The organism is Sphingobacterium sp. E70, assembly GCF_019285695.1.
Classification (GTDB): domain Bacteria; phylum Bacteroidota; class Bacteroidia; order Sphingobacteriales; family Sphingobacteriaceae; genus Sphingobacterium; species Sphingobacterium detergens.
Window position 1 is genome coordinate 6138870 of record NZ_CP079104.1, and the last position, 26640, is coordinate 6165509.

27 protein-coding genes, 1 tRNA gene and 9 pseudogenes are annotated in these 26640 nt (G+C 38.5%); 24 read left to right on the top strand and 13 right to left on the bottom strand.

Annotated features, from left to right (window positions below):
• Positions 1–524 precede the first annotated feature (524 nt).
• The 3 genes and pseudogenes from gdhA (at position 525) to KUH03_RS43970 (ending at position 2548) form a co-directional block, all read left to right on the top strand.
• Positions 525–1855, top strand: a pseudogene (gene gdhA / locus KUH03_RS43960) (NADP-specific glutamate dehydrogenase).
• Positions 1856–2009: 154 nt separating this feature from the next.
• Positions 2010–2201 (top strand): hypothetical protein, encoded by a 192-nt coding sequence (locus KUH03_RS43965; protein ID WP_257090852.1) that lies wholly within the window; start codon positions 2010–2012, stop codon positions 2199–2201.
• Between the two features lie 8 nt (positions 2202–2209).
• Positions 2210–2548 (top strand): hypothetical protein, encoded by a 339-nt coding sequence (locus tag KUH03_RS43970; RefSeq protein ID WP_257090853.1) that lies wholly within the window; start codon positions 2210–2212, stop codon positions 2546–2548.
• Positions 2549–2593: 45 nt separating this feature from the next.
• On the opposite strand, the pseudogene KUH03_RS43975 reads toward KUH03_RS43970, so the two are convergent.
• Positions 2594–4963: pseudogene (locus KUH03_RS43975) on the bottom strand (endonuclease MutS2).
• 40 nt (positions 4964–5003) lie between these two features.
• Entirely contained in the window at positions 5004–5741 is a 738-nt protein-coding gene (locus KUH03_RS43980; protein ID WP_257090854.1) for a DUF4296 domain-containing protein, read from the bottom strand.
• A 72-nt stretch (positions 5742–5813) separates the two neighbouring features.
• Between KUH03_RS43980 and KUH03_RS43985 the strand changes: the two are divergent.
• From KUH03_RS43985 to KUH03_RS44035, 11 genes and pseudogenes are all read left to right on the top strand, one after another.
• Positions 5814–6505: pseudogene (locus tag KUH03_RS43985) on the top strand (YggS family pyridoxal phosphate-dependent enzyme).
• Positions 6498–6950 (top strand): GNAT family N-acetyltransferase, encoded by a 453-nt coding sequence (locus KUH03_RS43990; RefSeq protein WP_120257494.1) that lies wholly within the window; start codon positions 6498–6500, stop codon positions 6948–6950. The pseudogene KUH03_RS43985 and the gene KUH03_RS43990 overlap by 8 nt, the downstream one beginning before the upstream one ends.
• A 142-nt stretch (positions 6951–7092) precedes the next feature.
• Complete coding sequence (locus KUH03_RS43995; protein WP_257090855.1) at positions 7093–7764, top strand: DUF3298 and DUF4163 domain-containing protein; 672 nt, start codon at positions 7093–7095, stop codon at positions 7762–7764.
• Positions 7765–7789: 25 nt separating this feature from the next.
• On the top strand, positions 7790–9052 hold the full coding sequence (locus tag KUH03_RS44000; RefSeq protein WP_223583365.1) for an aspartate kinase: 1263 nt from the start codon (positions 7790–7792) through the stop codon (positions 9050–9052).
• Between the two features lie 164 nt (positions 9053–9216).
• Positions 9217–10194 (top strand): RsmD family RNA methyltransferase, encoded by a 978-nt coding sequence (locus tag KUH03_RS44005; RefSeq protein ID WP_257090856.1) that lies wholly within the window; start codon positions 9217–9219, stop codon positions 10192–10194.
• Between the two features lie 90 nt (positions 10195–10284).
• The gene (locus KUH03_RS44010; RefSeq protein ID WP_257090857.1) at positions 10285–11274 is read left to right on the top strand and encodes an LLM class flavin-dependent oxidoreductase; all 990 of its coding nucleotides are present in this window, start codon (positions 10285–10287) and stop codon (positions 11272–11274) included.
• Positions 11275–11334: 60 nt separating this feature from the next.
• Entirely contained in the window at positions 11335–11952 is a 618-nt protein-coding gene (locus KUH03_RS44015) for a hypothetical protein (protein ID WP_257090858.1), read from the top strand.
• Between the two features lie 34 nt (positions 11953–11986).
• Positions 11987–12142, top strand: coding sequence for a hypothetical protein (locus tag KUH03_RS44020; RefSeq protein ID WP_257090859.1), 156 nt, complete (start codon positions 11987–11989; stop codon positions 12140–12142).
• A 39-nt stretch (positions 12143–12181) separates the two neighbouring features.
• Positions 12182–12807, top strand: a pseudogene (locus tag KUH03_RS44025) (DUF1345 domain-containing protein).
• 43 nt (positions 12808–12850) lie between these two features.
• Positions 12851–13183 (top strand): hypothetical protein, encoded by a 333-nt coding sequence (locus KUH03_RS44030; protein ID WP_257090860.1) that lies wholly within the window; start codon positions 12851–12853, stop codon positions 13181–13183.
• Positions 13184–13332: 149 nt separating this feature from the next.
• On the top strand, positions 13333–13740 hold the full coding sequence (locus KUH03_RS44035) for a c-type cytochrome (protein WP_257090861.1): 408 nt from the start codon (positions 13333–13335) through the stop codon (positions 13738–13740).
• Between the two features lie 423 nt (positions 13741–14163).
• Here KUH03_RS44035 and KUH03_RS44040 read toward each other — a convergent pair.
• Positions 14164–14243, bottom strand: a tRNA-Leu gene (locus KUH03_RS44040).
• 303 nt (positions 14244–14546) lie between these two features.
• Here KUH03_RS44040 and KUH03_RS50100 point away from each other — a divergent pair.
• Positions 14547–14741, top strand: coding sequence for an aldo/keto reductase (locus KUH03_RS50100; protein ID WP_373564591.1), 195 nt, complete (start codon positions 14547–14549; stop codon positions 14739–14741).
• Between the two features lie 20 nt (positions 14742–14761).
• Positions 14762–15385 (top strand): aldo/keto reductase, encoded by a 624-nt coding sequence (locus KUH03_RS44045; RefSeq protein WP_373564592.1) that lies wholly within the window; start codon positions 14762–14764, stop codon positions 15383–15385.
• 361 nt (positions 15386–15746) lie between these two features.
• On the opposite strand, the gene coaD is transcribed toward KUH03_RS44045, so the two are convergent.
• The 3 genes and pseudogenes from coaD to KUH03_RS44060 form a co-directional block, all read right to left on the bottom strand.
• Positions 15747–16097 (bottom strand): pantetheine-phosphate adenylyltransferase, encoded by a 351-nt coding sequence (gene coaD / locus KUH03_RS44050; protein ID WP_257090862.1) that lies wholly within the window; start codon positions 16095–16097, stop codon positions 15747–15749.
• Position 16098: 1 nt separating this feature from the next.
• Positions 16099–16635 (bottom strand): annotated as a pseudogene (locus KUH03_RS44055) (RsmD family RNA methyltransferase).
• A complete protein-coding gene (locus KUH03_RS44060; protein ID WP_257090863.1) occupies positions 16626–17423 on the bottom strand; it encodes a DUF3822 family protein in 798 nt (265 codons plus the stop codon). The pseudogene KUH03_RS44055 and the gene KUH03_RS44060 overlap by 10 nt, the downstream one beginning before the upstream one ends.
• Before the next feature lie 142 nt (positions 17424–17565).
• On the opposite strand from KUH03_RS44060, the gene KUH03_RS47675 reads away from it, so the two are divergent.
• The 8 genes and pseudogenes from KUH03_RS47675 (at position 17566) to KUH03_RS44090 (ending at position 22047) form a co-directional block, all read left to right on the top strand.
• Positions 17566–17730, top strand: a complete 165-nt coding sequence (locus KUH03_RS47675; RefSeq protein ID WP_306429362.1) for a hypothetical protein — start codon at positions 17566–17568, stop codon at positions 17728–17730.
• A gap of 78 nt (positions 17731–17808) precedes the next feature.
• A pseudogene (locus KUH03_RS47680) lies at positions 17809–18087 on the top strand (AAA family ATPase); the annotation flags it as partial.
• A 740-nt stretch (positions 18088–18827) separates the two neighbouring features.
• Positions 18828–18929 (top strand): ATP-binding domain-containing protein, encoded by a 102-nt coding sequence (locus tag KUH03_RS47685; protein WP_306429363.1) that lies wholly within the window; start codon positions 18828–18830, stop codon positions 18927–18929.
• A 220-nt stretch (positions 18930–19149) separates the two neighbouring features.
• Complete coding sequence (locus tag KUH03_RS44070) at positions 19150–19422, top strand: hypothetical protein (protein ID WP_257090864.1); 273 nt, start codon at positions 19150–19152, stop codon at positions 19420–19422.
• 34 nt (positions 19423–19456) lie between these two features.
• Complete coding sequence (locus KUH03_RS44075; RefSeq protein WP_257097900.1) at positions 19457–20236, top strand: DPP IV N-terminal domain-containing protein; 780 nt, start codon at positions 19457–19459, stop codon at positions 20234–20236.
• Positions 20237–20253: 17 nt separating this feature from the next.
• Positions 20254–20964, top strand: a complete 711-nt coding sequence (locus KUH03_RS44080; RefSeq protein WP_373564593.1) for a DPP IV N-terminal domain-containing protein — start codon at positions 20254–20256, stop codon at positions 20962–20964.
• Between the two features lie 53 nt (positions 20965–21017).
• Positions 21018–21500, top strand: coding sequence for an alpha/beta hydrolase family protein (locus tag KUH03_RS44085; protein ID WP_373564912.1), 483 nt, complete (start codon positions 21018–21020; stop codon positions 21498–21500).
• Between the two features lie 232 nt (positions 21501–21732).
• A complete protein-coding gene (locus KUH03_RS44090; RefSeq protein ID WP_257090865.1) occupies positions 21733–22047 on the top strand; it encodes a hypothetical protein in 315 nt (104 codons plus the stop codon).
• A 27-nt stretch (positions 22048–22074) separates the two neighbouring features.
• On the opposite strand, the pseudogene ruvB reads toward KUH03_RS44090, so the two are convergent.
• From ruvB to KUH03_RS47700, 7 genes and pseudogenes are all read right to left on the bottom strand, one after another.
• Positions 22075–23095 (bottom strand): annotated as a pseudogene (gene ruvB / locus KUH03_RS44095) (Holliday junction branch migration DNA helicase RuvB).
• 12 nt (positions 23096–23107) lie between these two features.
• Positions 23108–23843 (bottom strand): annotated as a pseudogene (locus KUH03_RS44100) (polyprenol monophosphomannose synthase).
• 291 nt (positions 23844–24134) lie between these two features.
• Positions 24135–25258: pseudogene (locus tag KUH03_RS44105) on the bottom strand (NADH-quinone oxidoreductase subunit D).
• 77 nt (positions 25259–25335) lie between these two features.
• Positions 25336–25755 (bottom strand): NADH-quinone oxidoreductase subunit C, encoded by a 420-nt coding sequence (locus KUH03_RS44110; protein WP_306429364.1) that lies wholly within the window; start codon positions 25753–25755, stop codon positions 25336–25338.
• Positions 25756–25831: 76 nt separating this feature from the next.
• On the bottom strand, positions 25832–26071 hold the full coding sequence (locus KUH03_RS47690) for a pyridoxine 5'-phosphate oxidase C-terminal domain-containing protein (RefSeq protein WP_306429365.1): 240 nt from the start codon (positions 26069–26071) through the stop codon (positions 25832–25834).
• Positions 26046–26351, bottom strand: a complete 306-nt coding sequence (locus KUH03_RS47695) for a pyridoxal 5'-phosphate synthase (protein WP_306429366.1) — start codon at positions 26349–26351, stop codon at positions 26046–26048. The genes KUH03_RS47690 and KUH03_RS47695 overlap by 26 nt, the downstream gene beginning before the upstream one ends.
• A complete protein-coding gene (locus tag KUH03_RS47700; protein ID WP_306429367.1) occupies positions 26348–26482 on the bottom strand; it encodes a hypothetical protein in 135 nt (44 codons plus the stop codon). The genes KUH03_RS47695 and KUH03_RS47700 overlap by 4 nt, the downstream gene beginning before the upstream one ends.
• Between the last annotated feature and the right edge of the window lie 158 nt (positions 26483–26640).

A 26640-nucleotide genomic window follows, 5' to 3' on the forward strand; every position in this document is an offset into this window, starting at 1 on the left:
ATATCAAAAACCAGCAATAACTATATTAAATAATTCATTAAAAACCTCCATTCTCATCACTATACATATTTATTATAATTTATATTATGTTAAATAGTAATTTGCAAACCCTCCCTTTTTCCCAATAGTATTGCTACATTGTTATAACGAAGACTCTAATCTCATTGCACATAGCTATTTTAATTCCGCGTAAAATCAGATCTTACAATTTATTGAGACTTCACCATGTAATGGCCTTATAAATTTTAAAATATATAAGGCTTAGAATTACACAAATCATTACGTTTAGTCTGTTCTATTATAAAAACGAAAATGATTCTTTTTTTAGCTAAAGTATCGAATAAAATACGCGGATGATTTGATTTCGGCTACAATTCTATATTATCAAGCTAAATAGACATATTTTATAGAATTCGAAATTTCATTATAACAACGTAAAATTTATAAAAATTAACAAAAATTGGATTTTTATTAAAAAATACATAAATTAGTACCAGCCAAAGGGAAATTTTACTAATTAAAACATGTCAAAAAATTTTAACGAGTTCATTGCGAGCGTTGAGAAACGCAATCCAAATGAGCCAGAATTCTTACAAGCTGTAAAAGAAGTTACAGAGGATTTATTTCCTTATATCACCAACAATCATCCTGAGTTTTTCGATCAAAAAATTCTTGAAAGACTCACCGAACCTGAACGTATTATCTCTTTTCGTGTAACCTGGTTAGATGACAATCATGAAGTACAGGTAAACCGTGGATACCGTGTGCAAATGAATAGTTCTATCGGTCCATATAAAGGCGGACTTCGCTTCGCTCCTTCTGTGAATCAAAGTATCTTGAAATTTCTTGCTTTTGAACAAGTTTTCAAAAACAGTTTAACAGGCTTACCAATAGGTGGCGGTAAAGGTGGTTCTGACTTTGATCCTAAAGGCAAATCAGACAATGAAATCATGCGTTTTTGTCAAAGCTTTATGACGGAATTATATCGTCATATAGGTGCAGATACAGATGTTCCTGCTGGGGATATTGGTGTTGGAGGACGTGAAATTGGCTTTTATTCGGACAATTTAAGCGTCTTCAGAACAATTTTACTGGGGTTCTAACAGGCAAAGGTGAATTATGGGGCGGCTCCTATATTCGTCCAGAAGCTACCGGATATGGCCTACTATACTTCGTAGATTGTATATTTAAACATAAAGGACAATCCTTAAAAGGAAAAGTGGCAACAGTTTCAGGTGCTGGTAATGTTGCATTTTATGCTGTTGAAAAAGCAATGCAATTAGGTGCAAAAGTAATTACTGTTTCTAATAGCTTGGGTACATTGTATGATCCAGATGGCTTTGACACAGAAAAAATGGCTTTTGGAGCAACTTTAGGACGGAATTTAGACCAATACCCTGCTCGTTATCCAAATGCACAGTTTTTACCGGGACAAAAACCTTGGCAATTTAAATGTGATATTGCATTACCATGTGCGACACAAAATGAATTGGATGAATCCGATGCGAAAACACTTGTGTCAAATGGCTGTATTTGTGTTGCTGAAGGCGCTAATATGCCTTCCACTGCCGAAGCTATTAAGGTTTTCTTAGATGCAAAAATTAGTTTTGCACCAGGGAAAGCTGCAAATGCTGGCGGGGTTGCCGTAAGTGGTCTGGAAATGTCCCAAAACTCGATCCGTACACAATGGGGTACTGAGGAAGTTGATAGCCGTCTGAAAACAATTATGGAAAGCATTCACGAAACTTGTTTAAAATATGGCAAAGAAAGTGACTTTGTTAATTACTTAAAAGGTGCCAATATTGGCGGCTTTATTAAAGTGGCTAATGCCATGAAAGCTCAGGGAGTTGTATAATCAGCCTTTTTCTAATCATATCATAATCCTGAACGCTCAAATGTATTTCATTTGGGCGTTTTTTTATACTTTTATGGTAATTTTTAAAACAAGAGATTTACATGAGATTAATAGCGGAACTCCCCATCCTGATTGCAAGATTTCCATCTTTGGAATGAACCAGAAATTCATCATCAAATTTGAACAAGGAAATCTGGAGCAATCTTATAAAATTGCAGAGGTTGACATCATAGGCGGCGTAAATGGTGTTTTTGAATTGCTCGATGAGGAATTTCTTAAAAGTGTAATAGACCAGTTCTCGTTAATGCGTCAATCTTTTAACGGTGCTTACAGTAGATACGAATAGCGACAATTATGTTAAATTACCTTTATTTTGCGGCATTTTGGGCTTGCCAAATTGTCTCCTCCATCCTATTTAAACTTGGCGGTATTCACCCCAAATATAAATGGGCGGCGTTGATTGTTGGGAATATTATTTTGCTTTCAGCAAGTTGGTTTCTGATTCAATTATTTAAGAATGTCTCTCAACCTATTGTTATCGCATTATGTTCAGGTGGGACTTTTCTGACGGTTCAATTGGCAATGGCATTTTATTTTAAAAGTCCACTGAGCTGGCAGCAGGTTGTCGGTATATTTGTTATTATTGTAGGTATGGTGATGATTACCTTTGGTGGCAAAGATCAAACGATCTAAAAGGTAAAAAGAACTCGCATTTTACATGTGCGAGTTCTTTTATTGCTATAAATAAGCGTAAGTTATTCCGTCTCCACCGCGGTCTTGATGTTCATCTTCAAACCGACTGACATGGCTGTATTTACGCAAGTAATCCCGAATGAATTTTCGTAAAATGCCGTCTCCTTTACCGTGGATAATTTTTAAAGATGGGTAGCCTACCATAACAGCCCTATCCAGTACTTTCTCCAATTCATTCAACGCATCTTCGGTGCGCATCCCTCTGAGGTCAAGTTCCGGATTAAAATCTGCGACAGTACCCGCAGACAATGATTTAGACAAGCTTTTTGCTGATCTCTTATTCTCTCGTCCTTCGAGCTTAATGACATTCTTTCGCTTCTGTACTGTTCTCAATTCTCCCATAGCAAGAATCAAATTGTTTTTGGCAATTTCAACAACCTGTGCTTCAGCACCATTATCAATAATCTGTACCCAGTCACCTATACTTAATTCGGAGGATTCCGTTATTTTTCTTTAATGACATGCTTTACTGTTTGCTCTTTCGGCAAAACAGCTTTCAAAGCTTGATCCAGATTACTGCGCAATTCACGGGTTTTCTCCTTATCAGCTTTCGCTGATTTGATCTGTGCAACCGTATTTTCGATTAATTTATTGGAGTTTCTGATGATTTCCTGAGCCTCCTCTTTGGCTTTTTCAGGATAACCCGCTTATTTTCTTCAAGATAACCTTGTAATTCCAAGTACTCCGATTTGAGAGATTCAAGTTCTTTCTCTCTTTTATTGATGGCAACTTTCGTGTCAAACACCTCTTTCTTCTCCCGTTCAAGATCGATCAACAAGGTATCTACCTTTTTCTGTTGTACACCAATTTTCCCTTTGGCGGCCTCTAGAATATCCTTGCCTAAGCCGATTTTCTGTGCAATTTCGAAGGCGTAAGAGCTTCCGGGTTTACCGATCTGGAGAATATACATTGGGCGCATCTCGCGGTTATCGAATAACATGGAAGCATTCTCCAGACCCGTTGTATTGCTCGCAAATACCTTTAAGTTTGAGTAATGGGTTGTTACAACGCCTCTAATTTGCTTTTTATTCAACGATTCCAATACGGCTTCGGCAATAGGTCCGCCAAATAGAGGGTCTGTTCCGGTTCCGAATTCATCAATGAGTACCAAGGTACGTCCATTGGCAAATTCCGTAAAATACTTCATTTTCGACAAGTGTGCACTGTAGGTACTGAGGTCACTCTCAATAGATTGATCGTCACCAATATCCGCAAATATTTGCTTGAATACACCTACTTTCGTCGTCGGTTCAGCTGGGATCAATAGACCTGATTGCACCATGATCTGCAGCAAGCCCACTGTCTTCATACATACTGACTTACCACCGGCATTTGGTCCAGAGACAACAATAACACGTTGCAACTGGTCGATTTGTATATTTAATGGAACTACAGTGCCTTTATGGTGTTCGTTAAGTATGAGCAATGGATGACGCGCATTGATGAGATTGATCTCCGCCTCTTTGGACAATTCAGGCATCTCGGCCTCAATATCCAAGGCAAACAATGCTTTGGCTCTAACAAAATCAACCTTGGTCAATAAGCCATGATAGGATAACAATAAAGGGAGATGCGGGCGCACTTTATCTGTGAGTTCCACAAGAATTCGGATGACCTCCCTCCTGCGTTCAAATTCAAGATCTCTAATTTTATTGTTGAGCTGAAAAACTTCTTCTGGCTCAATATAAGCCGTTTGACCTGTTGCAGACTCGTCATGAATCAATCCTTTAAGCTTTCTTTTATTTTCAGCCAAGATCGGAATACATAGACGTCCATCCCGTACAGTCAAATTCCCATCCGCAGTCCAGCCACTGTCCTGGGCATTTTTGAAGATACTATTTATACGTTTGAGCGCATCTTGTTCTGCCCGTTGTATTTGTTGAGTGATTTCGAGCAATAAGCGTGAAGCATTATTTTTGAGTTTTCCTCGCTCGTCAATCACTATTTCAATATCACGGATGATTCCCTTCTCGATAGGTAAATGCTCAAATAGCACTTCCAAATTCGGATAAAGTCCCTCTCTTTCGTTAAAATAGCGAATGATGGCATAAACAGTTTTCAAGGACAACAGGACACGAAAAAACTCTTCTTCAAGTAGAAAAGCACCTTCCACCCTCGCTTTTTCAATAATGGATTTTAAAGGAAAAAAATTCTCTACGGGAAATGCTCCATCATTGACAAGAAGATCTTTGAATTCACTTGTCTGTCTCAAAAAACGATCTATCTGATCAAAGCGAGTTTGTGGCTGAATTTTTCGACCAGCTCACGGCCCGATTCACTCAGGCATTTTTGTTTTATTTTATCTTTTATCTCGGAAAAGCCGAGTTTATCTATCGCATTTAATGGATATACCATAAAATTATATTCTTTGATGGTTAAAGTTTTGATACAGGCTTCAATGCCTGTGGTGGAGTAAGAATAGGTTTTCAAGCCTTTGCTCCATTTGTTTTGGTAACGTTGCTGTGTCCTTTGCCGAAACGCCAGGTGTTGTTGCTGGGGACGCAGGATTTCCAGAGGAAGTAGGTGGCGGTGATCCAGCTGGAGTAATTGAACTACCATTAGTTAGCTGGTTCATTAAATAGCTGTCCAAGCTAACACCTGTTTTCTGTTGGAAATTTTTGTTAAACAACGAAGACGCTTCTTTAAAACTGAATTTCTCCTTACTTGGTTTGTAGTGGATAAGCGCAGCAATACGTTCTTGATACTGTTGCTGTTGTCGCATCACACGACTTGTACTATCCTGAATCCTTGCATTGACAATCGAATCCCTTGTTCGGATAGAATCTTGCTTTTTACGTTCGATATCCGTATAAAACTTATTTTCCTTCGTCAAGTTATCTTCCACTTTCTTGTAAATGGCTGACATGACCTCAGCATCTTTACCGTAATAGTCCAGGTTCTTTTTAAAAGAAACGGAATCCAGTCCGTATTTATCAAAAGTCACCTGGTACAAAGGCACCATCACTTTGCGTGCACTATCAATGGGCAAAATATTGAGATATGAATCTGTCAATTGGATTTCTGTCAAAGCATTTACAAATTTGCTTTGTGAGATAATATCCTTCTCCTCTGGTCTGACACAGGAACCAAATAAAAAAATCACCGCAAGTAGATTCAGTATTAATCGTAGCATTTCGTAGTTTTGTACAAATTTACAAAAAGCACCGACATTTGGCACTTTTTACATCATCAAACTATATCGGAAATGAGTATTGCGAGTAATTTAGAAGCTTTAAGATTGGAAACCGAAGCAAAGGGCGTTCAGCTTGTAGCAGTTTCAAAGACAAAGTCCAATTCAGAAATCATGGAAGCCTATGAGGCTGGACAACGTATTTTTGGTGAAAATCATGTTCAAGAATTAATTGAGAAAGCAGAGCTTTTACCCAAAGATATTCAATGGCATATGATCGGACACCTACAGACGAACAAAGTAAAATATATTGCGCCATTTATTAGTCTAATTGCTTCTATTGACTCCTAAAACTGCTAAAAGAAGTTAATAAACATGCGATAAAAGCGAATCGTAACATCGATTGTTTATTGCAAATATATATTGCTGACGAGGATACCAAGTTCGGTTTGGATCATGCCGAATTGATCGAGCTGCTTCGTGATGAAGAATTCCTGGAACTAAAAAATATCCGAATTTGTGGGCTAATGGGGATTGCGTCCAATACAGACAATGAAAAGGTGATCAAAGCAGAGTTCTACGAACTAAAGATGTTATTTGATGGAGTTAAAGCCAGCTTCTACCGTAAAGACGACTATTTTAATATCCTTTCTATGGGGATGTCATCGGACTATAAATTAGCAATTGAAGAAGGATCTACCATGGTCCGTATTGGAAGTACAATCTTTGGTAAAAGAGTAATTAAACATTATAAAAACAATGACTAAACCAATTATACGCGCAGCAATTAAATCAGATTGCCCACAAATGTTTGAGCTAATCAAAGAATTGGCTATCTATGAGAAAGCACCGGATGAGGTGACCGTTTCTCTCGCGGAGTTTGAAGAAGCTGGATTTGGACATAACCCTATTTGGGGTGCATTTGTAGCGGAAGTTGGCGACGAAATTGTTGGAATTTCATTATATTACGTCAGATACTCCACCTGGAAAGGAAGAAGGCTTTATCTGGAAGATTTAATCGTCACCGAAAAAATGCGTGGACTGGGAATGGGCAAACAACTCTTTGACAGAACACTGGCTTACGGCAAAGAATGCGGTTATCATGGCATGGTATGGCAAGTTTTGGACTGGAACGAGTCGGCCATAAAATTCTACGAGCGGTATAAAGCTGATTTTGATTCAGAGTGGATTAATGTATCAATCACATATTAAATTAGAGGGAAGCAATCAATTCAATGCGGTTTTATCTTTTTTGAAAATTTTATTTATAGGTAGCTTGTTGTATTCATGTCAAAACAAAAGTGCCACACCTTCTCTTGCGAAAACAGGAGATACGCTCTCATATCATAAAAAAATGGTTGATGAGCATAGTAATTATTTTCTAAAAGGAGATGATCAGTTGGATACCACATACTTTCGGGCAAGCTACCCTGTATTCGATGAAGTAAAAATCAATGATCTTGTTTCATCTATTGTTCATCTTGAAGGGGATACAAGCATGGAGGAAGCTGCTCATCGTTTTATCAGTGCTTACAATGAATATGTGGATGATAACAACGGCAAATCTACTGCAACCTGGAATCGCGATCTTCAGGTAGATGTAGTTGCTAACACACCGGTCTATCTTGCTTTACGAACGAAACAGGAAGAATATACTGGCGGAGCTCATGGCGACCATGTAACGTTATATTCAAACTTTGATAGGCAGTCTAATCGTTCTATCACGATTGACGATATTATTCGCAAAGAAAATAAAGGCAGATTTACAACAATAGTCGAACAATGCTTTCGTAAACAAGAAGGGTTAAATAAGGATGATTCCTTAAATGGAAAGTATTTTTTTGAAGAGGGCAAGTTTTCACTCGCAGATAATTTTACGTTTGAAAAAAACGAATTATTATTCTACTATAATATCTATGAAATTAAATCCTATGCGGAAGGTAGTACAGAATTACGCATCCCTTACACCGCTATTAAAGATCTAATGTCAGAAAAAGGGTTACATTATATCAATAGTATCAATTAGCAATCAACTAAACTCAATAAAATAAATGCAGGTTTTTAAATTTGGAGGTGCATCAGTAAAGGATGCGGAAAGTGTCAGAAATTCAGCAAAGATTATTTCGAAATACAAAGGTGAAGCTTTGTTGGTCGTTATATCTGCCATGGGTAAGACGACAAACCTTCTGGAGAAATTGACCAGAGAATATTATAACAATACAGGGTTGCAGCTTCAAACCCTTGAAGATGCCAAAGCATTCCATTTTCAAATTCTTCAGGACCTATTTCCTGATGGTGAACACCCAATATTCGATGAAATTGCCAATTGTTTCGTCGAGATCGAATGGATTTTGGAAGAGGATCCACAAGATTCCTATGACTATCTATTTGACCAAATTGTATCCATGGGTGAATTGATATCGACTAAAATTGTCGCTGCCTATGTTGCTTTTATCGGAGAGAAAGTAAAATGGTTAGATGCCCGCGATTATATTCTAACTGATAACACCTATCGCGAGGCTGCAGTTGACTGGAACAAAACAGAAGAAAAAATCCGTGCTGAACTTCCATCCATATTAGACGAATATATTGTCATTACACAAGGTTTTCTTGGATCCACATCTGAGAATTTCACAACGACCTTGGGTCGTGAAGGATCTGATTATTCTGCAGCGATATTTGCGTCTTGTTTAAATGCCGAAAATGTAACAATCTGGAAAGACGTCCCGGGTGTACTCAATGCTGATCCTAAATGGTTTGAAAAAACTGAATTGATCCCTGAACTATCTTATACGGATGCGATCGAACTGACCTATTATGGTGCGACCGTAATTCATCCGAAAACGATCAAACCACTGCAGAATAAGAAAATTGCCTTAAATGTGCGTTCTTTTGTTGATCCGGAGTCTCCCGGAACGATAATTCGAAGTACAAATCAGACATTACCGGTTCCCTCGTTTATATTTAAAGTAAATCAGATTTTTATTTCCATTTCGCCCAGGGATTTTTCTTTCATCGTGGAAGATAACCTCAGAGACATCTTTAATCTATTCCATGAACATCGTATCAAAATAAATATGATGCACAACACAGCGATCAATTTTACGGTCTCCGTGGATGACACTGGAAAGAATTTGGTGGATTTAATTAACGATCTTGAACAACGATTTAAAGTTACCTATGAGTCTGGTCTTGAGTTAATCACGATCCGTTATTATAACCAGGAAACGATCGATCGTGTTCTGGTTGATAAAGAGGTGATCAGTGAATTAAAAGATAGATATACGTGCCAGCTTCTTGTTAAGAAAATATAAATGAATAGATTGATTCTTCAAAAGGAGGTACAGCTGTTTTTGGAAAAAACCTGAGCGAGTCTCCTACTAAAATAGCTTTAAAGAAATCTCCTTTTGAAGGAATATCGTCTTCTGAATTAGCTGCACAACTCGATGGTAAGCAGCGTACACGGATTAAAATACCTTTGTGGGCAGGGACTCCAGGAGTCTATTTTCCTGCTAAACTAAATCTAGAACAGTGTTCATCAGAAAAAACAGCATTATTCAAAAGTTCCCTTATTAAGGAAGGTACAAATTTAGTTGATGCGACAAGCGGTTTTGGTGTCGACAGCTTTTATTTTTCAAGGCGGGCAAAGCAAGTGATTTCATGTGAACTCAATCCTGATCTTGCACAAATTTCTGCATATAATGCCAGGATATTGTCTGCCACAAATGTTGAGGTTATTGCCACAAATGGTGTAGATTACATACTTAACAATCCACAGGCGCATTTTGATTATATCTATCTGGATCCTTCGCGTAGAGTTCAAAATAAGAAAGTATTTTTACTGGACGAATGTGAACCCAATTTGGTGGCTCTGCAAAACGATTTTTTCGAACGATCAGATGTCATTATCAGCAAGCTTGCGCCATTGTTGGATATCTCCTCAGCATTGAGCATGTTAGTCCATGTAAAGGATGTTTATGTCGTTTCCTTGCAAAATGATTGTAAAGAACTTATTTTTATTCAAGAGAAAGGATATATAGGCGAGCCGGTCATTCATGCTGTCCGACTGTTCAAAGAGGAACAACAGATCATCTCTTTTACTTATGAGGAGGAACGCGCTACCCTTGTCGATTATAGTGCACCTCTATCCTATCTTTATGAGCCGGATGTTGCCCTGACCAAAGCCGGTGCGTTTAAAACAATCGTTGATCGGTTTGATGTAAAAAAACTACACAAAAGCACCCATTTATATACATCGGATCAGAAAATCCCTGATTTTCCGGGCAAAATATTTGTGATAAAGCAGGTTGAATCTTTCACAGAATTTAAGAAAAGGAAAAGCCCTCTAATTGCGGATATTATCGCCAAAAATTTTCCATTAAAAACGGAGGAGATAAAAAGAAGTTTAAGATCAAAGATTCCGGTGACACCTTCAGCTTCTTCACGACAACATTGAATGATCAGCTGATTGTCATACATACACAGCGAATCCTAGAATAGACAATTTTATTACAATTGTCCTATTTCTTCTCCGTAATTTTAATGCATGGATAAAATCGTATTATCAGCATTAGATTTAGCTCCTGTCAAAAAGGGAGAAAATGCAGCTAGTGCTATCGCTCGCAGTGTAAAAGTTGCCCAACATATCGAAAAACTAGATTTTAAAAGAATCTGGGTAGCTGAACACCATAATATGGAGTATATCGCAAGTTCGGCAACCTCACTACTTATACAACATATTGCTTCAAATACTGACCGGATCAGAGTAGGTTCGGGTGGTATCATGTTGCCTAATCATGCTCCCCTAGTGATTGCCGAACAATTTGGCACATTGGAAACGTTATTTCCCGGTCGAATTGATCTTGGCTTAGGTCGCGCACCAGGTACCGATCAATTAACAGCAATGGCATTGCGAAGAAATAATATGAATACTGCCTTTCAGTTTCCGCAGGAGGTCAAAGATCTTCAGCGTTATTTCAGCACCGATAATTATGATGCAAAGGTGCGGGCATTCCCCGGTGAAGGACTGGAAATCCCTCTTTATATTCTGGGTTCTAGTACGGATAGCGCTTATTTAGCGGCTAGTTTAGGGCTTCCCTACGCCTTTGCGACACATTTTGCGCCGGCTCAATTTGCCTCAGCAAGCATGATCTATCATCAAAACTTTGTACCATCGGAGGTCTTGGATAAACCTTATTTTATTTCTTGTGTCAATGTTATTGCTGCAGACAGCACAGAAGAGGCTGAGTTTTTGTCAACCAGCTTCTATAATTTATTTGCTGGTATAGTAACCAATACAAGGAGACCATTGTCTCCTCCGACGGAAGAGGTGATTTATAAAGGCATTCCGGCCATCGAACAAGCTGTACACAGCATGGCATCCTGCGCTTTTGTGGGAGATAAAAATAAGATCACCCCAGAGATAGAAAAATTTGTCAAAGATCATAAAGTCGATGAAATTATGGCGACCTCCTATATCTTTGATGATGAAAAATGCCTGAAATCATTTTCCTTACTTAAGGAAGCACTCTCCTAACAAAGCTAAAGGGTTTATATATTGTGAATTTTTATATATTTAAATAAAAATTCACAATATATGAACAGCTATTCTGCTTTGACCTTATTGTTTGGGCTATTATTCATCCAAGCTTGTCACAGTCCCACGACGAAAAAGAATGATACTCCGATAGACACAATTGCCACAAAAGATAGTTCATCTTTGACGTCAAAAGACAGTACAGCCTTGTCAATTTCGGCAGCAGCCGATAGTTCAAAAGGGCAGATTTTCTTGGTTCGCAGTTATCGCATCTGGGAAAAAGAGGATCCGACCGCTGTATTGAATAAGGATTGGTTTGATCTCTATGAGCGTGAGGGAAAATATTATCTGGAGAAAGTGGATTATGAAATTAAGGATAGTTACGATGAATGTGCTCAGGTTCCGTCAAAAAGTGTCGAGTCTAAAAGGAACTCGCTTTTGTTTCTGAATATAAAGGGATTAAAACCGGGCGCCGTGGAAAATATGAAGATAAACCATTCGGAAATCTGGCCCAAAGAATCCGTAGAATATACCTTTAGAAAACAACATATTATTCTGAAAGGATTTGGAGACATCAAATCCACTGAAGTGCAGACGGATGAAAAAGGACATGAAAAACTATTTCACGAAGTCGCACATTACAAGCTTAATGCCACCTTTGGGGAGCCAAAGAAATAACTTTATTTCAAAAGATCAATATGATCATATATTTATGTCTACACAGTTTGTTGGTGACATAGATCGTGATGGGCAGTTGGATTTTATCTTTTCCAATCCAAGTCACTATGAGGAAGAAACTACACTATTATTTCTTTCCAACGGCGGAAAACCGTTGATTTTTGAGGCGAGCGAACAGTTCGATTGTTAATTTATGATCATGGAAAAAATAAGGACAGTCCTGCATCAAATGAAGTCCATTCACCGGGCTCTAATCGCAATTTGTGTTTTTATACTTGTATATATCTTTTCCCCGATTAAAACCTTCACATTGTTAAGTCTGGTTTTATGTTGGCTTGGCTTTTGTATTTCCTATATATTGGTTTCTTGGTATACGTTTTACAGCATGCAGGTAAACACAATTGCTAAGAAAGCACAACAGGAAGACGGTAGCCGACTTTTTGTATCCCTATTTATAATATTAGTTACGGTTAGCTGCTTTATTTCTGTACTGATGATCATTATATCGACTAAGGATAAACAGCTTGATAATTCATTTATTATCATTATCTGTATGCTTGCTATACTTGCTTCGTGGTGTCTAGTCCATACTATTTATACATTCCATTATGCACGTTTATATTATGAAAATGGTTCCAAGGGTAGTGGATTGGAATTTCAGGGGACGACAAACCGGACTATTTGGATTTTGCCTATTTTTCTTTTGTCATGGGCTGTACATTTCAAGTATCTGATGTGGGTATTTCATCGAAAAAGATAAGACGGGTTGCGCTATTTCATGGCCTCCTCTCCTTTGCACTTAACACATTCGTGGTGGCATTGACTATCAATATCATTTCCGGTTTGATAAATTGAGTTTTTCATCTAAAAACCGTATTTTAGCACAAAATTTACACATATGAAGTTGTTCAAACCATTAGTCGTACTCATTTTATGCCTTATCACTTTTTTTTCGTGTAAGAAGAATGAAAATACGGATGGTGAAGGATCTGCTGGAATTACCGGAAGTTATATTGGCCGGGTTCAATTTCAGGGCAACTCATTGTCTGTTGATCGATCCAATAGATTGATCCGCATTCTACGTGAAGGAGGCGCCGAATCGTTTAAAATAGAATTCTTTACTGGCGTACCAAATATTACAGGGGTTCGGTTCCAACAGATTAATGATAGTACTTGGGTTTCTAGCGACACAGTAAAGCTAAAAGATGTGAGAATCAAGGGAAATTATTGACTATCAACTACCAGCTAGATAGCCAAAACTGGATTGTAGATGACGGGATCCGTAAATAATAATCAATCTAAATTGTCATAATAACTTCATTTTTCGTTGCTAAAGTATTTTCTTATCGCTATATTTAGTCAAGCATAAGGAAAAGAGAAATGAAACACATCAAAAAAATTGGAGCAATTGCTTCTGTATTTGCTATAGTCATTGCCTTGAGTGCATTTAACTTCCAACAGGAAAAACCTCAGGAAGAACCTAAACCAACTAATTTAAAGGTCTTACCAAAGAATATCTCGCATGATGAGTTGATCTCAACAATGAAAGAGTTTAATGTCGCATTAGGTGTAAAATGTGGCTTTTGTCATGCTCCTTCAAAAGAGGATCCTAAAAAGCTGGATTTTGCGAGTGATGAGAACCATAAAAAGGAAATTGGCCGAGCAATGATCAAGATGACCCAAAAGATTAACAAAAATATTTTAATCGTAGCTGGGATAGCTCACCGGCCAAAGCAATTTCTTGTAAAACTTGTCATGGCGGCAAAGAAGAACCAGAAATGGTCATAGCGAAAAACTAATCAAACTATATATTTATGTAACACCATAGGGCTTCTCTTATGGTGTTTTTTATTGCCTATTCTTTTATTTGTTGCTGTTTCTTTGCTTATTTATTGGCGTTTGTTTGGTTATTCTTTGCCTTTCTAGGCTATTTCTTTGGACTTTCCTTGGTATTGGTTTGCCATTCCTTTGCTATTTCTCTGCTTATTCTTCGGTATAATAGCAATAAAACAGCAGAGAAATACCAATAAAATGGCATAAAAATAGCAAACGAAGTGGTATGTTGTGTCGAACCTAGTGATAAGAATGTCCAACCTAATAGATATAGCCAGATCTTTTCATGTGTAAGGAAGCTGGGAACTTTACTTATAAGAGATCCCTACTGGCCGTGAGCAATAAAAAGGCCCTTCAAATTGAAGAGCCTTTTTATTGTACCCGGAGCCGGAGTCGAACCGGCACGGTTTCCCACTGGTGTTTGAGACCAGCGCGTCTACCAATTCCGCCATCCGGGCATATCCGTTTGGGATGATGCAAAAGTAAGGAAAGTTTTTATTTTTCCAAACTCTCTCCCACTTCTTTTCCTAAACTACCTGAAAATGAATTAGAAATTTTTATAAAACTATTTGCAAAGCCTCTTCAAAGGCTTAACTGGCATTTTTTTCTTAATTTTAAGCTGAAAATATTAGGTAAATCATGGAAAAGGTAAAGTTAGGAAATAGTGAAATTGAATTTAGACCGATTGTTTTTGGCGGAAATGTATTTGGTTGGACTGTTGATGAGCAACAGTCATTTGCTCTTTAGATGCATTTGTCGATATGGGCTTTAGTTTTATAGACACCTCTAACAACTACTCCCATTGGGTGCCCGGTCATACAGGATCAGAATCCGAATCCATTATTGGTAAATGGATCAGTAAACGGGATGTGCGAGATAAAATTCAGATTGCGACGAAAGTGGGCGGACGTCGGCTCGGCAATGACAAACCCAATTTGAAAAAGAACATATTATAAAGTCTGTTGACGAATCACTCATGAGATTACAAATAGACACAATAGATCTTTATCAGTCCCATCACGATGACCTTTCAACAGCCATAGATGAGACGCTTGAGGCTTACCAGGAATTGGTCCATGCCGGTAAAGTAAAATGGATTGGAGCGTCTAATTTAAGCCCTGAACGCCTAAAGGAATCATTAGTTGTCGCAGAGAAGCATAATCTCCCTGCCTATATTGCTATCCAGCCCGAGTATAATTTGTACGACCGTTCAAAATATGAGAAAGATTATGAGCAACTCGCGCTCGAAAATCACTTGGGCGTGATCACCTATTACTCTCTTGCAAGCGGATTTCTCTCAGGCAAGTATAGATCGATAGATGACATTAAAGAAGCAAAACGATCTGACGCCTTAAAAGGCAGATTTGATACCCGCGGACTTCGTATTCTGGACGCTTTAGCTCAAGTAGCACACAATCAACAAGCCGCTATGCCAACAATTGCACTTGCTTGGATTCTTCATCGACCTTCTGTCACCGCTCCCATTGTAAGTGCCACATCTCTGCAACAACTTGAGGAGCTAACTAGAGCAACCAAAATAAATTTGTCAACTGAAGAAATGTCTCTATTAAATACAGCGAGCGCATATGAAGAAAATTGATTTTGAATCAATATCAAAGTATTGATAATAAGGTACTTAAGATTATATTAAATACTAATCAGAATATTATTTGGCAAGTATGCTTATAAAAGGTTTTATACCTGATCTTACAATAAAGATACACTTTACATATTACATCATAATAAACTGTATTTCAATATATAAAATATCCCGACAAAATTATATTTTGTCGGGATATTTTATATTTCGTACTGGTAAATTGAGCGATTAGCCTTTTGGTGATCTCTTCTCATCCAATAAGGTTAGAACTTCCATAGGTACCATCTCGCTAACATCTCCCCGTTAAACCAGACATCTCGTACGATAGTTGACGATATATGGCCCTTTCCAGATCTACTCATCAAAAATAACTTTCCACAGCGGGATTCAATAATAAATTATTTTGCGCTATGGCATTTTCGAATTCAAAATCTCCCGTATTTCGTAAACCACGCAATATAAAATTCGCACCCACGTTCTGACAGAAGTCTACTGTCAAACCACTATACTTCACAGCTTCAATCGCCTCTGTACCTCGAAAAACATCCTGTATAGCATTGACTCGCTCGTCATGATCTAACATCCCCTTTTTGTTCGCATTATAGCCTACAGCGATAATGATTTTATCAAATAATGGCAATGCCCTTTCAACCAGATCCTGATGGGCTAAGGTAAAGGGATCAAATGAGCCGGGAAAAACAGCAATTTTCATATTATAAGGGATTTGCGTAGAATGAAAAAGATGAATAACCGTATTTTCTGGTTTCTATGAAATTCGGATGGTCTTCCATTTGTCTTGTAGAAGGATGTTCGACAATAAGAAGCCCATTATTATTCAATAGATTGTTATCAAAAACCAATTTTGGCAATTGGGGCAGTTTTGGAATATCGTAAGGCGGATCTGCAAAAATTAAATCATAGGTACTTTTACAGCTGGTAATAAATTTAAAAACGTCTGCTTTCCTGGCATTGATCTGTTCGAGCTTCATTTTTTTAGCAGTGTCCGTAATGTATTGTACACATTTAAAATGTAAATCGACAGAATCAACATGCTCCACCCCGAGATGCTAGCTCAAAGCTAATATTTCCGGTTCCTGCAAAAGATCAAGGCAATTTAAGCCATCAAATTCCAAACGATTCTGCAGAATATTAAACAAGGCTTCTTTAGCGATATCTGTGGTTGGCCTAACCGGCAAATTGGTTGGTGGATTCAGCCTTAAGCCACCAATTTTACCTCCTATTATTCGCATAATATTGAATCAAATAATATGTTGTATGGTGTCAAGTTACTATTCACGTCCTGATCCGCCAAGACAACCTTTGTTTTTAAATCCAATACTTCGATATCTCCGGCATAGGACGCTATGCGCTTATAAAAAGATTCGTTGGGAACTTCACCAGAAAGTAGAACTTTATCGATAGAATCGCCCAAGCCAAATTGTGTTAATATGTTCAATATGTAATAACTAACATCATCAAGATTATGAATTTCAAAGCTGTTGTAAAGTTGAAAAACACCATTCTTGAACAAATAAAAGTCTACAATGTTATCAGCTACAAAGTGCAACCCCAATACACTACCCCGAATAGATATACGTTCTTGTGCACGATCCAACACAACGGCAAATTCAGGAAGAATAACAGCATCCGGAAACAACCTGCGCCAGCGATTTAAAAGAAGCTTATCAAATTGATACAAAGCCACCAAACCAAGATTATCTAAATAATAAATAAATGTATTTTCAAGGTCTGATGTGCCCAAAAATTGTAGATATTGCGCAATATTATCCTGCTGAAAAACTTCCTTTGGTATAAATGTAAAGCTTTGATGTGGGATCACAATCCGAACGAATCGAAATGGCAAACTCATTATTCTTGTTGCATCTAAAATTGGCTCCTCCGAGGAATATTCAATCAATATAGGTGCTACTGACTTCTTATCAACTACTGCTAATACATCCTTTTGGAAGCCAGCTTTTACCAAAAGATTATACTCGGGTAAGTAATGAATGTTAAATTGTTTTGAAATATAATTCATTCGCTGAATTGTAAAAATAAAAACTTGTTAAAGCAAAAATAGCTTTTTCTAGAGGATAAGACAAACCTTTTAAATAACTTTGGGAGTGTTCATCAAAAATCTGCTAATACAACAATTTCCCTGGCAACCAACCACACAGCAGTTGGAAGCATTCGAGCTATTGGAAGAATTTCTGCTTGCTTTTGACAGGCAGTCTTGTTTTGTCCTCAAAGGCTATGCCGGGACCGGTAAAACAACATTAATTGCGGCATTGGTCAAAGTATTGCCTGCATTGAAAAAAGGGCTGTACTCTAGCGCCAACCGGTAGAGCGGCTAAGGTAATGAGTTATTATTCGGACGAAAGGCACTGACCATCCACAAGAAGATCTACCGAAAAAAATCTGCCATTTCCTTTCAGCTGGACTTCACCTTAGCGGAGAATTTGCACGAAGATACCTTGTTTATCATAGATGAAGCCTCTATGATTTCCAATGAATCAGTAAATGTATTTTCAAAAAGTCTTTTAAATGACCTCTTTCGCTATGTCCAATCTGGCAAGAATTGTAGCCTCTTATTTGTCGGTGATACCGCTCAGTTGCCCCCTGTTGGTTTATTAGACAGCCCAGCATTGAATCCGGGCTACCTTGAAAATGAATTTCACCTTTGTGTCTATCCTTTTGAACTGACCACCGTGGTTCGGCAGTCCCAAGATTCGGGCATACTGTACAATGCGACCAAAATACGAAATGAAATCATATCGGCTGAGGAAGGGCAACATGACTTCCCATTTCCAAAATTCATAACAAAAGGATTTAAAGACCTTTATAGAATGACAGGTGAACGGTTAATAGAGGGAATAAATTATGCCTATGATAAATATGGCGTAGAGAACACCATGATCATATGCCGTTCGAACCGTTCAGCAAACTTATATAATCAGAACATCCGCAACAGGATTCTTTTTAGGGATGAAGAACTAACAGGTGGAGACTATATCATGGTTGTGAAGAACAACTACTTCTGGCTACAGGAAAACAATATGGGCGATGGCTTTATCGCGAATGGTGATATGGCCAAAGTCCGGAAGGTGAGCAATATCCACGAGCAACATGGCTATAGATTTGCCGACGTTACACTGGAATTTATGGATATTGATGAAATCGAACCGATCACTTGTCGCGTTATTTTAGATAGTCTCTATACAGAAGGTCCCAACCTTTCCTATGAAAGTCAGAAGAACCTGTACGAAGAGATCGGTATGGATTATGCAGATATATTAGACAGGAAAGATCGGCTTGAAGCCATTAAAAAGGACCCCTATTACAATGCCCTGCAAATTAAATTTGCATTTGCGATCACCTGTCACAAAGCCCAGGGGGACAATGGCCTATTGTATTTGTCGATCAGGGTTATATTAACGATGAAATGCTCGATCTTGAGTTTCTTCGCTGGTTATATACTGGTGTTACCCGAGCCACGCAGGAACTTTTTTTGGTAAATTTTAATGAAAACTTCTATCCATCATAGTATTATTACACGAATCATTCGTACGACTGTACAATAATGAATATTTTAGTGGTCAAAACCAAGATTACACAATTATCTATATTTATTTAATGCATAAGTTCTATTTTATTTTTGCAGCCAGTCTATTACCCTATTTCGGCTCTGGACAGCAGATTCAAGAACCTCCGGTAAAAGCAAATTATCAGTTGGCCGCCAAATTTTCCCCAGAGAAATTAAAAAAATGATTTTCTCTACAAGCATCAAACCAAACTGGATCAACTTTTCGGATCGTTTCTGGTATGATTACGCAAGTCCACAAGGCAAAAACTGGTATATAGTCAATCCAGCGCTTAAAAAGAAAGAAACCCTGTTTGACAGTGAGAGCGTAGCCGCCCAAATAACCAAGATTGTTAAAAATCCTGTTGATGCACAGCACCTGGAATTACAAGGGCTAAGATTCACAAAAGATGAAAAAAGATTAGATTTCAGATCCAGAGTACCAAAGACACGGTGAAGTCTAAAGATGAGATCGAAAAGCTTAAAAACAAATCAGACACAACAAAGAAAAAGCTTTTTATCTAGAATATGATTTTGCGTCAAAGACAGTAACTGAAATCAGCGATTCTACTAAGGTTAAAGCGCCGCTAGCTTGGGCAAGTTTTTCACCCGACACCAATACCGTCTACTTCGCCAAAGACTTTAATCTCTATTGGATGGACAAAGCCAACTATCTCAAAGCGGTCAAAAATGAAAAAGATAGCACCATTGTCGAACATCAGATTACAAAAGACGGCGTACAATACTATGCTTGGGGCGGTGATGAATATAGCACGACCACAGGTGACGAAAAGGATAAAGACAGTGAAACGAAACGCAAACGTGTATGGATCAGCTGGTCACCAGACGGTCGCTATTTTACCCTGACAAGAAAAGATAACAGATCATTAAAACCTTTGTGGGTGATCAATAATGTAGGTTCTGCTCGCCCTACCCTGGAAACTTATAAATACCAAATGCCAGGTGAGGTTGACTCGACCGAAACTGAATTCTATATCTTTGAAGCGGCAACAAAGGCACCACGTAGGATAAATATCGCAGCTTTTAAAAACCAAACTATCTCCAACTGGACCAAAACGCCAGACAGAAATTCATACAAAGAGGATTATTACATTAACTACTGGCTAGGAAATAACGAAGAGTTCTATATCTCCCGTTCCAGCCGTGACTTAAAAAGAATAGACTTATTAAAGGTGAATGTAAATGGAACGGTCAATCCTATTATTCAGGAACGCTCCAACGTATATCTTGATGTCCAAAACCACTCCTGACCGAAAATGGAAAGCATTTGGTTCATTGGTCCGAAAGAGATGGATGGGGACATTACTACCACTACGATACCAACGGTAAACTAATTAACCAAATTACCAAAGGAAGTTTTCATTGTGAGGAAATTACGGGGATAGATCCAACAACACAGACTTTGTTTTTTACAGCATCCGGTCGTGAGAAGAATGAAGATCCTTATTACCTTCATCATTACAGTGTTAATCTCAACGGCAATGGAATTAAACTGCTGAATCCAGGAAACTTTGATCATCAGATTGAGATGAGCGAATCCTCCAAGTATTTTGTCAACAACTCCTCGAGAGTAAATACAACACCAGAATCTGTATTATTAAGTAGCAATGGGCAGAAGGTTATGACACTTGAAAAGGCAGATCTGTCGTTACTATTTGCTGCAGGTTATAAATTCCCTGAACCGTTTAAAGTAAAGGCTGGCGACGGTACCACAGACCTCTATGGTGTCATGTACAAACCTTTTGATTTTGATAGTACAAGAACCTATCCTATTGTAGAATATGTCTATCCAGGCCCACAAACAGAAGCTGTCAATAAATCTTTTGGACGGAGCATGGATCGGATAGATCGATTGGCCCAATTTGGCTTTATCGTTGTTACCGTGGGAAATAGAGGCGGACATCCATCCCGTTCACAATGGTACCATACCTATGGTTATGGCAATCTACGTGATTATGGATTGGAAGACAAAAGGTAACAGCAGAGCAGCTTGCTGACCGTTATAAATTTATTGACATCAATCGCGTAGGTATCACCGGGCACTCTGGTGGTGGTTTTATGTCAACTGCAGCAATGCTTGTTTACCCTGACTTCTTTAAAGTAGCGGTATCGGGAGCTGGAAACCATGAAAATCAAATCTACAACCGCTGGTGGAGCGAACGCCACCATGGTGTGACAGAAAAAGTGTCGGCAAAAGGTGATACAACTTTTTCATACCAGATCAACAAGAATACCGAATTAGCCAAAAATCTAAAAGGAAGGTTATTGATTGCCACGGGTGATATAGACAACAATGTTCACCCTGCAAATTCGATCCGGATGGTCGAGGCATTGATCAAAGCTAATAAACGATTCGATTTCCTACTCTTACCTGGGCAACGGCATGGATTTGGTGATATGACGGAATATTTCTTCTGGAAAATGGGCGATTATTTCAGCCAATATCTCTTGGGTGATTCCAAAATGAATGAAGTCGATATGACCGAAATGAATAGAGAAAAACCTCAAAAATAATAGGTTTTATGACCTACATCGAAAAAATAAAGTTTTTATCCGTTACCTTAAGATCATTTGAGGTAACGGATTTTTCTTTGAATATGCTTGGGGATATTAGCCTTCGGGACCTACTAGACATCTCACTAGAGAAAGATAAAACCGTTTCTTTCCGGGCTGCCTGGGTATTTGAAACCATTGTATTAAAGGACACGGCGTTGCTTGATGGATTGTTACCACAATTTTTGAGAATTTGAAAAAACAAAAAAACTGGAGCGGTCTTAGGAGTTATAGCAAAGTTTTGATGTATTTGACCTCAAAGAAGAATAAACGCTATGATCTCGATGAAAAGACCGAAGAAGAACTTATTGAACAGGCTTTTCAATGGATGATCGAACAACAATGCCCTGTAGCTGTTTTGGTCAACTGTTTAGACATATTAAATAATCTGAGCAAGAAACATTCGTGGGTAAAAGAAGAGCTTTTTGCTCAGATAGATCATTTTCAGAAAATAAAACCTAGTCCAGCTTTATTGAGCCGAACGAAGCGGATCCTTCGAAACAATTGAAGATAGCCTCTAGGAGGCTATTTAGAATTAAAACAATGTATTTCCTTTTGGATTATGCGCCCGACCAAGGTGTCTATAGGCAGCTTCAGTGCATTCACGCCCCCTCGAGGTACGCATAATATAACCTTCCTGAATCAAAAAGGGTTCATACACCTCTTCGATTGTACCCTCGTCTTCTCCTACTGCAGTAGCAACAGTTTTAAGTCCTACTGGCCCACCTTTGAATTTATCAATAATTGTAGTCAAGATTTTATTATCCATCTCATCCAAGCCATTTTCATCCACGTTCAGCGCTTGTAGCGCATATTTTGCAATTTCTTGATCGATACTTCCATTTCCCTTTATCTGAGCAAAATCCGCGTACGACGCAATAAAGCATTTGCGATCCGTGGGGTCCCTCTACTCCTACGTGCTATCTCGTAAGCACCCTCATCAGAAATAGGTGTATTCAGAATATGTGCAGACCGAAGTACGATCGTTGTCAATAGTTTTGCATCATAATATTGAAGCCGTGAATTGATCCCAAAACGTGCGCGCAGCGGAGCCGTTAACAAACCAGATCGTGTCGTCGCGCCAATCAGTGTAAAAGGATTTAATGAGATCTGCACAGAACGGGCGTTAGGACCTGTTTCCAGCATGATATCGATCTTAAAATCTTCCATGGCCGAATAGAGATACTCTTCCACCAAAGGGCTTAAACGATGGATTTCGTCAATAAACAGCACATCACCCTCCTCCAAGTTTGTTAATAAGCCCGCAAGATCTCCTGGTTTGTCCAAGACCGGGCCTGAGGTAATTTTATACCTACCCCCATTTCATTGGCAATAATATGCGAAAGTGTCGTTTTACCTAATCCTGGAGGGCCATGTAACAAAACGTGATCCAAAGCTTCTCCTCTCAATCGTGCAGCTTTCACAAAAATATTTAGATTCTCCAATATTTTTGCCTGCCCTGTAAAATCTTCAAATGCTTGAGGTCGCAACGCCCGTTCGATGTCACGATCTGTATTGTTCAAACGTTCCGGATTTGGATCTAAATTTTCGTTCATTGACCAAGATTATTAATTTCTCTTATAGCTTTTTCCGATACTCCCCAGTTTCAACTGGATCACACCAAAAAAGCCTCCTTAAAGATACTCGTACTCATTTTAGATGTGCCTTCGGTTCTATCCGTAAATATGATAGGTACCTCCACAACTTTAAAACCATATTGTATGGCCGTAAATTTCATCTCAATTTGGAAAGCATAGCCAACAAATTTAATCTTGTCCAAAGGAATAGTCTTCAACACCTCCCGTGTAAAGCAGACAAAACCAGCCGTAGCATCCTGAATTTTAATTCCTGTGATAAAACGGACATATACAGACGCAAAATATGACATCAAGACCCGGCTCATCGGCCAGTTGACAACATTTACGCCTTTTATATACCGAGAACCAATACTCATATCAGCACCATCCACACAGGCTTGTCTCAGACGGACCAAATCCTCCGGATTGTGACTAAAATCAGCATCCATTTCAAAGATATATTGATAATGTTCTCTGGCAAGCCCCATTTAAACCCATGAATATAAGCGGTCCCCAAGCCCAGCTTCCCTTTCCGTTCTTCTATAAATAAGCGGTCAGCGAACTCGTTCAATTGTAAATTTTTTACGATATCTGCTGTGCCATCAGGCGACCCGTCATCCACAATTAGGATATCAAATGCATGTGATAAGGAAAAAACTTTACGAATAATCTTTTCAATATTTTCCTTCTCATTATATGTTGGAATAATTACTAAACTCTCCGCCACTTTTCTTTTATTTAAGACCCGTAAAGGTAATAATTTAAGCCAAATTCTATACTAGGAATTTCGATGAAATCTTCACAAATGGGATATTTTGTATAATAACTAAAAAAAGAAAAGCCCGCTACTATGGGAGTAACGAGCTTTCATTAACCAATTATAAACTTAAATTATGAGACTGCAAATATGATGAATATTGCTTACATATGCAAATTTTTATGCGTTTTCATGCAACATTTTCAATACAATATCCCATTTTTTATCAAAACATCTTCATAATGTGCAGAATACTGCAATTTATCGATCTACTTCACCCAAAACAATGTCAATCGACCCCAGTATAGCAATGAGATCAGCAATCAACACTCCTTTTCCCAATTCGGAAATAACAGAAAGGTTATTGAAACTTGGCCCCCTCGATTTTACCCGTAATGGAATATCGGATTTCTCTTTCGTCACAAAATAAAAACCGAGCTCGCCTTTCGGGTTTTCCGCACGCACATAGTAATCTTGCGCTTTCAGATTCACCTTTTTGGGCACGAGTGCACGTGGATCAAAATCAGCTGTACGCTTAAAATCTTTCTGCAGCCGCTCAAGGCACTGCTCAACGATACGAACAGATTCATGCACCTCATCTACCCTAACTTTATAGCGATCCCAGCAATCTCCGATATTCCCCATAGTTCCCTTCCCCACTGGAATCTCAAAATCTATTTCTGGGTAGACGGAGTATCCATCAATCCGCCTCAAATCCCATTTAATACCTGATGCGCGTAACATAGGACCCGAAACACCATAATTGATTGCAACATCCGCCGGTAGGACACCTATATTCGCTGTCCTAGATATAAATATCTGATTCTGGGTCAATATCTCATCCAATTCAATCAATTTGGGTTTAAAATAGTTGATGAATTCTGCGCAACGCGCTTCAAAACCAACAGGCAAATCATAGAAAAGACCACCGACCCAGATGTAATTATATAACATACGCGAACCGGATGCCCATTCCAACATATTCATAATATGTTCACGATCTCTAAAACACCATAGAAAAGGAGTTGTGGCACCGATATCGATGCCGTAGGTACCAATAGCAATTAGGTGTGATGCAATGCGATTGAGTTCGCAGACCAGTACCCGAATATATTCTATTCTTTTGGGGATTTTACTATCCAACCCCAACATACGTTCCACCCCATCACAAATGCATGGCTATTATTCATGGATGCCAAGTAATCTAGACGATCGGTAAAGGGAATTGTCTTCCCATAGTTTAAAGATTCCGCATGTTTATCAAAACATCGGTGCAGGTACCCCAAATGCGGAACGACTTCCTTGACAATTTCCCCATCCGTAATCAACTGCAAACGCAATACACCATGTGTTGAAGGGTGTTGCGGACCCATATTCAAGACCATCTCTTGCGTAGAAATTTCCGTGAGATGCCTTTCATAACGATCTAACGCTTCTTTATATTTTGGATTCGCCATACAGATCAATTAATGTTAATGCCATGATATTTTTCAGCCTCCTGATAATCCTTTCGTAGTGGATAACCCTCCCAATCATCCGGCAGGAGTATTCTTCTTAGATCCGGATGTCCTGAAAAATAAATTCCCATCAGATCAAAAGCTTCCCTTTCATGCCAATTTGCTGTACGCCAAATGGGAGTAACAGACGGGATTTCTGGCAGCTCATCCAACGAGCGATTGCCCTCCAGTTCCACTTTCAATACGACTGTATGTTGATAAGGCAATGAACTCAGATGATAGACGATCGTAAAGTGATCTTCGTAATCTACAGCAGTTATATTGCTCAAAAAATCAAAATATAGACCCTCGGTATCCCTAAGAAAAGAGCAAACAGGAACTAGATCTTCAACATGGATAAACAAAGCGGCTTGTAAGCCAGTCATCTCCTCTTTCTGGATTACTGAATCTCCAAATGCGGAAACTAGTTTTAATTTAATTTCTTCTTAATGTCATATTATGTTATGGAGCTAGACGCGTGATTTTCCAAGAATCCGAAACCTTTTTATAGACGATCCGATCATGAAGACGGCTAGCACGTCCCTGCCAAAATTCAAAATAGATTGGTTTTAGAATATAACCACCCCAATGCGCTGGACGAGGTATAGTCACATCATCCAAATATTGCTTCTGAAGCTCTTCTACTCTACTCTCTAAAAAATTTCGGTTTGGAATCTCACGGCTTTGGGGATGCCAAGGCACCTATGCGACTACCCTTAGGACGCGATTGAAAATATTCATCCGAATCTGATTCATTCACTAGCTCGATAATACCCTCAATACGGATTTGCCGTTGTAGCTCAGGCCAGAAAAATAAAAGCGCAGCATGCGGATTATCTTTCATGTCTTCCCCTTTTCGGCTCTCATAATTTGTAAAGAATACCAACCCTCCTTCTGAAATATCTTTTAATAAAACAATCCTTGAAGAAGGTAAATGCTGTGACGAGACAGTGGACAACACCATCGCATTGGGCTCGATCACCTCACTATGAGTAGCCTCATCAAACCATTTTTAAACTGATGGATGGGATCATGATCCACATCCGATTCAGATAGGTTACCCAATACGTAATCTTGTCTGATCGCTGCAATATCTTTATGTTGAATGGACATAGAAACCTATTTTTATATTCCTACAAACTTACTAAAATCATTGCTTTTTCTCTATAAACTTAGTAGAAATTGCCAAAAACGTTTTTTTGGCACAAATCTCGCATGAGTTAAACAAAAAGGATTAATTTCGACATATACTTAATTTTGCGTCCTATGTT